This is a genomic window from Xenorhabdus thailandensis (assembly GCF_037996785.1).
GTDB classification, from domain to species: domain Bacteria; phylum Pseudomonadota; class Gammaproteobacteria; order Enterobacterales; family Enterobacteriaceae; genus Xenorhabdus; species Xenorhabdus griffiniae.
On sequence record NZ_JBBMXF010000009.1, the window covers coordinates 295,148 to 304,672 of the forward strand.

The following is a 9,525-nucleotide window of genomic DNA, read 5'->3' on the forward strand; positions in this document are numbered from 1 at the left end:
TTGGTGTTACGTTAAATGGCCTAATCTTATAATCATAGTAAATAACACTATGAAAGAGGTTCCAACATGAACATTCGTTCTTTAATTGTTAAAAGTCTGTCTGCTATTGTTCTGGTGTTTTCCTTTTTCTGGCTAACCCCTGCGTTTTCCACGCCATGTACGTCAGAAAGCACATGTGTCACCATCAATGGTGAAGAAACTTCCTTGAGCAAAGAAATGACTCGTCAAAGCAAAGAAGAATGGAATGAACAAAGAAGGTTGCGCCAGAAAGTAGACAAGCGTAAAGAGAAAGAGTTTGATAAGTATGAAATGGAAGCTGATAATCGTGAAGCTTGTTTGAAAAGTACCAATATTAATGCGTATTGGGAACCGAGCACAAAACGTTGTCTGGATATCAATACAGGTCACCAGATTAAACCTTAATAAAATCAATACCGACATCAAAATAAGGAGATGATGGTGAAAAAGATCCTACTGACTGGAGCTTTGTTTTTTGTGCTTTCTCCTTTTGCAGTGCAAGCTCAAGTTTCACAAAAGTTAACATGTGAAAGCCTGAAAGAAGAAATTGCGCAGAAAATTAGCCAAAATGGTGTTTCAAAAACGGATTTTAGACTTGACTTAGTCCCTAGTGATCAAGTTACTGAAAACAATGCTACAAGTGGGAAAGTAGTTGGTCATTGTGATCGCGGTAAACAAAAAATAGTTTATATCCGTCTTTCTCACACTGACGCGGCTGGCACAATTCCAACCAAAACGCCAAGTGACAAAAAAAGCCAAGAGTAAACGTTTTTTCTGACTTTTGGAAAAGGGAGCATAATTTGCTCCCTTTTTATTCATAACTGAAAATCACCCCTTGTGAAGTGAAAGTGACCAGCAACAGGTTTTGGCTCTGCCTTATTAGCCTTTAGATTTTAAAGTAACAGAGGTGGTAGCAACTTGTTTTTAGGGATTTTTATTCTCTTTTTAATCAATTATCAAACGCTAATATCGCAGAAACATCCAGATAGCAAGATAAGTCACGTTCTTCTGGCCTTAAAAGATAAGGTATTTCCCCCAACTGTGGAGCTGGTATGTGACGCCGTAACCTTTCCAGCACCTTGGCGTAGTGTGCTAGTCCTGGATTGATGCGATTAGCGACCCAACCAATCAGGGGTACACCATCATTCATGATGGATTGCGCAGTGAGAATAGCGTGGTTAACACAACCTGCCTGAATACCAACTACCAAAATAACGGGCAGTTTTTCTTGCACAACCCAATCAAAATAAAACGTTTCATCGTCCAGCAACATACGCCAACCACCGTTACCTTCAATGATGACACGATCTGCCTTATAGCCTAAATTTCTTAGACTTTTTGTCATTTGAGTAAAATCAGCGCGATTTTCTTTTTCATAATTATTTTCCCAAATGACAGGGTTGATTTCTTCATAATCCGCTTGTATCGGTGAAGATTTATGTATGATTAAGGCATCACGATTACGCATTCCCTCCGGAGTTTCATGTTTTTCTATCGCAATAGGTTTATATCCTATTGCAGTTGTTCCTTCACGATTAAAGACTTGCAATAATGCGCGGGTAACAACTGTTTTACCGATGTTGGTATCCGTGCCTGTAACAAATAAGCGTGTTAACATAAATTCATTTCCGTTTTCCATAATAACAGAGCAGATTGATCAGTTACTTACTCTTTTAACAAGCAAGGAGTGTAGGGGATGTGTTCGGGATAGGGATTGCGTTAGCTCAATGTTTTGCGTGATGGATGTTATCCTTGCATGAGTTCAAGAAGTAATTCACCGTTATACAACGCTTGCTTAATTAAGGCTGCCGCAGGAAGTGTACCTGTATTGTCAAATTGGGTAGTCACAATATCAACTTGTTGGCTATAACCAGGAAGTGAACGCTGTATTATCTGTTGTTGAATGGCAGGATATAAGATGTGTTTTGCGGGGTTCAGCGGCGAACCAATTAAGATCCTTTCGGGATTAAAGATATTCACCATAATCGCCATGATGCGTCCGATTCGTTCCCCTACATCATGAACAAGTTCTGTTACCCGTGGATCTCCATCAATAGCTGCCTGACAAAGTGAATCAATCGTCAAAGAACCAGATTGGCTTTCCGTCTGGGAACGAAATTTTTGCAAAACTTTTTTGATACCGACTACCGTTTCAAGACAGCCTATATTGTTACAGTAACAACGTTCACCATTGGGTTCGACTTGAATATGCCCAATTTCTACAACACTATGATTTCCCGCGTGGAGCATTTGCCCCGATGTCATAATTCCTGCACCAACATTGTCATCAATAACAAGTTGAATAAGATCTTGGTAGTTCTTCCCTGCTCCATACAAAGATTCTGCAATTGTCCAGGCGGCTATACCATGTTGCAAAAAAATTGGCAGTCCTGTGCGTTGGTGTAAAAATTTTCCTAAAGGAAGATCTTGGATATCGTAGTATGGTGAGCTATGGATAATTCCATTGATCGGATCGACTATCGCATTGATAGTAATACTGATTGCGGTTAAAAGTTCTAGGGTAGATTGTTGATACAAAAAGAAGTTATCAATCTCATTGACGATGCAATCTAAAAAAGAACAATTTTGAGGCACAGAGAATGCTAATTGCTTTTCAACGACGAGATTACAGCTCAAGTCACGAAGCCCAATGACAATACGCCCTTCGTCAATACGAATACATAAAAATTGCCACCCTTCACTCTCTACTTTCAACCCAACAGCAGGGCGTCCTCTAAAACCGAGACCGGGGAATTCAGTTTCTTTCACTAAATGTGCATCAATGAGTTCCCGTGTGATTTTAGTAATACTAGCTGGTGCCAATTGGGCTTTTTTGGAAAGAGCAATACGCGAGATAGGCCCATATTGATCAATCAACCGATAAACCAACCCAATGTTGGTTTGTCTGATTTGGTCAACATGACTTGGTTGAACATCAACACTCACCTCGCCTCCTGCATTTAATTTACGCGGCTAAAAAATTAATAATGACGATTATGTCTCTGTTTAAATGAGAAGATATCCGTTTAAAGTAGAAATGTGATCTTTCACACGAACTTATCGTGATTATTACTTTTAATGAACATTAGACCCATTCACAATGTTTGAAATTAGAAGATGAGTTAACCGATCTGCCGCAGCGCTGTTATCGCAATTTCTGCGCTTAACCAACCAAACTTCGGAGTAAGCAGAATTGTTTGCCAAAGGCAGGTATTGAACACCATCCAGTTTCATTCGAGTAAATGACTCAGTAATAATGCTTACCCCTAATCCCGCGGCAACTAATCCTAATATCGTCATTGCTTCCCCCGCTTCCTGAGAAATCGTCGGAACCACTCCCACATTAGCCAATAAGGAAATAATTTCATCATACAATGCTGTCCCTACATCACGTTCAAAAAACACCAGTGGGTAATCAGATATCATCTCCAAATCCACACCTTCATTGGCATATTTCAGCAGAGGATGATCATCATGTACGGCCAACATAAAACGCTCGCGGAAGAGTAACTGATGTTCCAAGTTATCGGGTAATGTTGTATTACGCATAATCCCTATATCGATTCGGCCTGTCTGCAAAGGCGCTATTTGCTGTTTAGTATTCATTTGATGCATATGAATGGCGACATCAGGATAGCGTTCTCGGAATTGACGTAAGCTCAGGGTTACTTTTTGCATAAAAGGTGTGGTAGATGTAAAGCCAATAGATATCTCCCCTAATTCCCCTTGCTGCATTCTGGCTGCTTTGGTTGCTGCGGCATCAACTTGGGAAATGATTTGATATGCTTCCTGAAGAAACATATGTCCGGCAGGGGTTAAATTGACATTTCTGTTATTACGTACGAGTAATTTGGCATTTATATGGGCTTCCAGCGCCTGGATCTGCTGACTTAATGGGGGTTGTGAAATATTCAATCGTTCTGCTGCACGTCCAAAATGTAACTCTTCCGCCACAGCAATAAAGTAACGCAAATGTCTAAGTTCAATATTAGCCGTCATTATCTATCACCTAATTGATATTTATAATATATCATTTTCAATAATTAATATATTAGACAAAATATTTATGAATTTCTATTCTTGATCTACATCAAGTCGTTATCGTTTGTTTTAACATAGATAAGGAAGTAGCGTGAACACAGTCCAAAGCGTCAGTGGAAAATCAGCAGTCTCTGGCGTTGAAAGAGATGACACGATCAATCAAGGATACAAAAGTAAACAGCTCTACATTCAACGTGAAGATGCTGTGTACTTGCGAGTTACTCTTTCGTTCTTTACCGTTGGGTTGGCAACATTTGCATTGCTCTATTTTGTTCAACCTATTTTGCCGATTTTATCAGATGAATTTAACATTTCGCCGGCTAATAGTAGCTTAGCTTTATCCCTTTCCACCGGAATGTTATCCCTCGGTCTATTGATAACAGGTCCTCTATCCGATGCACTTGGCCGTAAATATGTCATGGTAATATCACTTATTGCCGCTGCCATTTTTACTCTTTTAAGTTCTGTCGCAACAAGTTGGCACGGGATTTTGGTTATGCGTGCACTCGTGGGTTTATCATTAAGTGGCGTTGCCGCTGTTGCGATGACTTATTTAAGTGAAGAGATCCATCCTAGTTATGTGGCTTTGTCTATCGGGCTTTATATTAGTGGTAATTCAATAGGAGGCATGAGTGGGCGTTTGATTACTGGTGTGATCGCTGATCACCATTCATGGCGAATCGCTGTTATCTTATTAGGTGTATTTGCCTTAGTCTCCGCCATTGTATTTTGGAAAATGTTACCAGAATCTAGGCACTTCAAATCCAGCTCATTAAAACCTAAATCATTACTCATCAATTTGAAACTACACTTCCGTGATCAAGGTCTTCCCTTGCTATTTGCCGAGGCTTTTTTGATTATGGGAAGTTTTGTCACCATGTTTAATTACATTGGTTATCGATTATTAGAAACACCTTATCATTTAAGCCAGACTATTGTTGGTTTGTTATCTATTGTCTACTTAACAGGAACCTACAGTGCAACTAAAGCTGGAGGACTAACAAGCAAATATGGGAGAGGAAAAGTATTATTAGCCGCTATTAGTATGATGCTAATTGGTTGTATAATCACCTTATTTTCCCCTATCTGGGCAGTAATGTTAGGTGTGATGATACTAACAACAGGCTTCTTTGCCGCTCATGCAGTTGCTAGTGGATGGGTAGGACAGAGAGCCAAACGAGCAAAAGCGCAAGCCTCATCGCTCTATTTATTCTGTTATTACTCTGGTTCCAGCATTGCAGGAACATTAGGTGGAGTATTCTGGCTCCATTTTGCATGGAACGGCGTTGCCATATTTATTTCATTACTAACAATGATGGCTTTTTATTTAGGCTTAAAACTCAATAAATTAGCAAAATAATAAAACAAAAAAGCCGACATCATATTGATTTACAATAATAAATGTCGGCTTACTCAATCAATACGTCCAAAATAATCTGAGTTATTCATTGTATATCTGATGCCTACGATAGCTTATTTTTAATAATAGGATTCAGTCGGTAACATTAAAACTTTTGTTAAATACCCATCAATAATTTCAATGCATCCTTCTTTTTTTAGCGAGAGTAATACTCGCTGTATACAACTGCGTGAAAGTGTACATCTTTGTTCTATAAATTTAATTGCCGTAATATTTTCTCTGAATTCTTCTGGTAGGATCATCAGGCGAGATAATAGGCTACACACAACCTCCTTATTTCCATGACGGAAAAGGCTAATATCTCTTGCATACAAGAAAGATATTTTATAGGAAATTATCCTCATCCACTCTCTATTGAGATCATGTTTTTTTATCGCATTCAACGCACTAATTCGAGGAATCTTATACATTTTGCAATTTCCTCCTAACTCAATGGAATAATAGATTTCTGCTCCAGAATAGAAAGATAATCCTATGACATAGGGTGAAAAAAGCGTAGCAATGATTAAGTTATCGTTAATTCTTCGGATATTGACATACCCTTGCTCTAATAAAAAAAACTTAGCAAACTCACTCTCTATTTTAATTATTTTTCCTTGTGTTGATAAATCGGTCGTGATTAATTCAGAGTACGGTAATAATGCATCCATAACCTTTTTAAAAGAATTCAATGGTTTAACTAATCTTTTCATATTTAACGACCTTGGTGTATGACCCACTCTATCAATCAGATAATTAGCTGATTTTCAATTGATGTGTTATTAATTTTTTATCACAATGTTAAATTATTTCGCAATAGGCGATTTCTTTTTTAGTTGACTTTTTGGGGGGATTTTGTAGATGTTTTTGTAGTTTTGATTAACATAAAAGAATGTTGTAACTAAATAAAGATTCGTCTTTGAGAATAATTATGAAGAAATATATTTCAGTAGAATCACTTACAACTTGCTTTAAAAAACAAGAAGAAAAACTATCTGAACTGGTTAAGTTGTTAATGACTTATCAACTTATTGATGCACGGGTATTTGAATTACCAAAAATAGAAAAAGGTAAAGAACATGAACAGATAACGGAAATCATAGTCAATCCGCTACAGGGAAATGAAGCGCTCAGTGTAGGTTTATGCTTCTATCAGAAGCTATTCATACACCACAACAATCCTAATGTCAGCAGTAAAGCTGCAAGCCGACTGCCAGGTGCATTATGTTTTACTGTCAACCACCAGCAATATCGAGAAGCAACAGCAATCATTAATGAAGTAAACCAATTAAAAATAGAGTTGGAAAACATCGTTACCAAAGAATCAGGTGTCAGCAAAGAACAACGTTTTGAATTTGTTCATGATCATCTACGCGGCCTCATTACCCTGAATGCCTATCGTACTATCACGCCCCTATTGAATCCTGACTCCATTAATTTTGGGTGGGCCAATAAGAACATCATTAATAAAGTCACCAAGCAACAAGTTTTGGAAAGATTAGAGAAAAGCTATAATGCAGGGAGAGTAGTCCCACCCTATTCCAGTGATCAATGGGCAGCATTAGTGGCATTAGAGATAACAGATATTAAAAAATTATCCGATGATGTGGTATTGAAAATAAAACGACCAGTAAAAGTGCAGCCTATTACCCGTGTATGGTATTCAGAAATACAAAAGCAAGTTCAATATGCTTGCCCAGTTCCTTTAATTGTTTTTTACACAGAAGATAGTGAAGCCGAGCCAAAAATCGGCAACTTACCCAATTACAATATCAATACAATTAAACATAAACATAAACCTAAAGCAAAACCACTCGAATTAGTAATCCCCCGCCTACATCTCTACAAAGAAATTTAAGGTATAAAAAACCGGAGTCAGTATTCTCCGGTTTTTGCGTTTTTGCGTTTTTGCTTATATGATAAGCAATTATTTCATGCTACCAACCATATCTTCAGGACGAACCCACGCATCAAATTCAGCCTCAGTTAAATACCCTAACTGGAGTGCCGACTGTTTCAATGTCAGGCCTTCTTTATGTGCTTTTTTAGCAATTTCAGCCGCTTTATCGTAGCCAATATGGGTATTCAACGCAGTTACCAACATCAGTGATTCATTCAGCAACTGGGTTATGCGTTCACGGTTAGGTTCAATACCAACAGCACAATGCTCATTGAAACTACGCATACCATCCGCCAGCAAACGAACAGATTGTAGGAAATTATGAATAACCATGGGACGGAATACGTTCAATTCAAAGTTACCAGACGAACCGCCAATATTGATCGCCACATCATTACCCATGACCTGGGCACATAGCATTGTCATCGCTTCACACTGGGTTGGATTTACTTTACCCGGCATGATGGAACTGCCCGGCTCATTTTCAGGAATGGAAATTTCACCAATACCACAACGAGGGCCTGAAGCCAACCAACGAACATCGTTAGCGATCTTCATCAATGATGAAGCCAAGCCTTTCAATGCGCCGTGTGAGTGAACTAACGCGTCACAAGTTGCCAAGGCTTCGAATTTATTCGGCGAAGTGATAAAAGGATGACCAGATAATTCAGCAATTTTCTGCGCAACACGAACAGCATACTCAGGGTGAGTATTCAGACCAGTCCCTACCGCAGTACCACCCAATGCCAGTTCACACACATGAGGAATACTATCTTCAATGTGTTTCAAGTTATGCACCAGCATGGCTGCCCAGCCAGAAATTTCCTGGCCTAATGTCAATGGCGTTGCATCTTGTAAGTGAGTACGACCAATTTTTACAATGTCTTTAAATGCTTCCGCTTTATCTGCCAGAGTTTTTTGTAGCACTTTTAACTCCGGTAACAAATGTTCGCGTAATGCAGTCACTGCTGCAACATGCATGGCAGTTGGGAAAACGTCATTGGAGCTTTGACTCTTGTTAACATCATCGTTAGGGTGAATCAGACGTTCGCTACCTCTTTCACCACCAAGGATCTCACTACCACGGTTCGCCAACACTTCATTCATGTTCATGTTGCTTTGAGTTCCCGAACCAGTCTGCCAGATAGCAAGAGGGAATTCTGTCGGATGCTTGCCTTCCAACACCTCGGTTGCCGCAGCGATAATTGCCTCGCCACGTTCTTGAGGCAGAAGACCCAGATCCATATTAACGCTGGCCGCAGCTTGTTTAGTCAATGCAAGGGCATGAATCAATGCAACAGGCATTTTTTCCTGAGAAATACGGAAATGCTCTAATGAGCGCTGAGTCTGCGCTCCCCATAATTGGTCAGCAGGTACTTCAATCGGTCCCATTGAGTCTTTTTCAATGCGAGTGGCTGCCATTACTATCTCCTTAGCACACAGAATAATTGAATAAGCCAGAACAAACTTCGCAGATAAATTAACCGGCATTATTTTATCATGCCATAAATTCATTATCGATAATGCGACCTAGCCGTGTTTATTGTATTGTTGTCATATAAATAAGTGACTTTTTATTATAGGAAATTCTGCCATGCTGAAAATGGTCAATAAAATACAGCACTATAACTGGGGAAGTAAAACCGCTCTTACGGATATTTACGGTATCGAGAATCCTGATAATCAGCCAATGGCAGAATTATGGATGGGGGCACATCCAAAATGTAGTTCACTGGTAACAGATCCTCAAACGGGTGAAACCATTGCCTTAAACACCTTAATCGATAAAGAGCCAGAAAAATACCTTGGAGAAAAAGCATCAACAATTCCAACGTTTGCCTTTTTTGTTCAAAGTATTATGTGCAGCTCAGCCTCTGTCTATTCAAGTGCATCCTGATAAGGCATCAGCAGAAATGGGTTTTGCCAAAGAAAATGCACAAGGGATACCGTTAGACTCAGCACAACGCAATTATAAAGACGATAACCATAAACCCGAATTGGTATATGCCCTGACACCGTTCAAGGCCATGAACGCTTTTAGGCCCTTAAGTGAAATCGTGCAATTATTGGATGATGTTTCTGCCGCACATCCAGAGATTCGAACATTCCTCCAACAACCGACTGAACAAAATCTGTCGTTTCTGTTTTCACAGTTATTGAATATGCA

General features: G+C 39.2%; 9 protein-coding genes and 1 pseudogene. 5 read left to right on the top strand and 5 right to left on the bottom strand.

Annotation, left to right across the window (positions count from 1 at the left end; translation table 11 throughout):
- Positions 1 to 66: 66 nt before the first annotated feature.
- Together AAC853_RS09680 and AAC853_RS09685 are read left to right on the top strand one after the other, a co-directional pair.
- The gene (locus tag AAC853_RS09680) at positions 67 to 423 is read left to right on the top strand and encodes a DUF1283 family protein (RefSeq protein ID WP_338882329.1); all 357 of its coding nucleotides are present in this window, start codon (positions 67 to 69) and stop codon (positions 421 to 423) included.
- Positions 424 to 456: 33 nt separating this feature from the next.
- Positions 457 to 783, top strand: a complete 327-nt coding sequence (locus AAC853_RS09685; RefSeq protein WP_340614431.1) for a DUF1161 domain-containing protein — start codon at positions 457 to 459, stop codon at positions 781 to 783.
- Between the two features lie 184 nt (positions 784 to 967).
- Here AAC853_RS09685 and bioD read toward each other — a convergent pair whose 3' ends face one another.
- The 3 genes from bioD to AAC853_RS09700 form a co-directional block, all read right to left on the bottom strand.
- Positions 968 to 1,636: a dethiobiotin synthase gene (gene bioD / locus AAC853_RS09690; protein ID WP_340614432.1), complete on the bottom strand. Its 669-nt coding sequence runs from the start codon at positions 1,634 to 1,636 to the stop codon at positions 968 to 970.
- A 128-nt stretch (positions 1,637 to 1,764) separates the two neighbouring features.
- Complete coding sequence (mlc, locus tag AAC853_RS09695; protein ID WP_340614433.1) at positions 1,765 to 2,964, bottom strand: sugar metabolism global transcriptional regulator Mlc; 1,200 nt, start codon at positions 2,962 to 2,964, stop codon at positions 1,765 to 1,767.
- A 129-nt stretch (positions 2,965 to 3,093) separates the two neighbouring features.
- Positions 3,094 to 4,017, bottom strand: coding sequence for a LysR family transcriptional regulator (locus AAC853_RS09700; protein WP_340614434.1), 924 nt, complete (start codon positions 4,015 to 4,017; stop codon positions 3,094 to 3,096).
- Between the two features lie 196 nt (positions 4,018 to 4,213).
- Here AAC853_RS09700 and AAC853_RS09705 point away from each other — a divergent pair, with 196 nt between their 5' ends.
- Positions 4,214 to 5,419 carry an MFS transporter gene (locus tag AAC853_RS09705; protein ID WP_340614446.1) on the top strand — a complete coding sequence of 402 codons (1,206 nt, stop codon included), beginning with the start codon at positions 4,214 to 4,216 and terminating at the stop codon, positions 5,417 to 5,419.
- Between the two features lie 119 nt (positions 5,420 to 5,538).
- Here AAC853_RS09705 and AAC853_RS09710 read toward each other — a convergent pair whose 3' ends face one another.
- Positions 5,539 to 6,171 (bottom strand): helix-turn-helix domain-containing protein, encoded by a 633-nt coding sequence (locus AAC853_RS09710; protein WP_338882336.1) that lies wholly within the window; start codon positions 6,169 to 6,171, stop codon positions 5,539 to 5,541.
- Positions 6,172 to 6,389: 218 nt separating this feature from the next.
- Between AAC853_RS09710 and tus the strand changes: the two genes are divergently transcribed.
- Positions 6,390 to 7,316: a DNA replication terminus site-binding protein gene (gene tus, locus AAC853_RS09715; protein WP_340614435.1), complete on the top strand. Its 927-nt coding sequence runs from the start codon at positions 6,390 to 6,392 to the stop codon at positions 7,314 to 7,316.
- 69 nt (positions 7,317 to 7,385) lie between these two features.
- On the opposite strand, the gene fumC is transcribed toward tus, so the two are convergent.
- Entirely contained in the window at positions 7,386 to 8,780 is a 1,395-nt protein-coding gene (gene fumC, locus AAC853_RS09720; RefSeq protein ID WP_338882339.1) for a class II fumarate hydratase, read from the bottom strand.
- A 172-nt stretch (positions 8,781 to 8,952) separates the two neighbouring features.
- On the opposite strand from fumC, the pseudogene manA reads away from it, so the two are divergent.
- Positions 8,953 to 9,525, top strand: a pseudogene (gene manA / locus AAC853_RS09725) (mannose-6-phosphate isomerase, class I); the annotation flags it as partial.

Coding starts and splice junctions, on each gene's coding strand:
- AAC853_RS09680 (WP_338882329.1), top strand. CDS start 67: ATGAACATTCGTTCTTTAATTGTTAAAAGTCTGTCTGCTATTGTTCTG.
- AAC853_RS09685 (WP_340614431.1), top strand. CDS start 457: ATGGTGAAAAAGATCCTACTGACTGGAGCTTTGTTTTTTGTGCTTTCT.
- bioD (WP_340614432.1), bottom strand. CDS start 1,636: ATGTTAACACGCTTATTTGTTACAGGCACGGATACCAACATCGGTAAA.
- AAC853_RS09700 (WP_340614434.1), bottom strand. CDS start 4,017: ATGACGGCTAATATTGAACTTAGACATTTGCGTTACTTTATTGCTGTG.
- AAC853_RS09710 (WP_338882336.1), bottom strand. CDS start 6,171: ATGAAAAGATTAGTTAAACCATTGAATTCTTTTAAAAAGGTTATGGAT.
- tus (WP_340614435.1), top strand. CDS start 6,390: ATGAAGAAATATATTTCAGTAGAATCACTTACAACTTGCTTTAAAAAA.
- fumC (WP_338882339.1), bottom strand. CDS start 8,780: ATGGCAGCCACTCGCATTGAAAAAGACTCAATGGGACCGATTGAAGTA.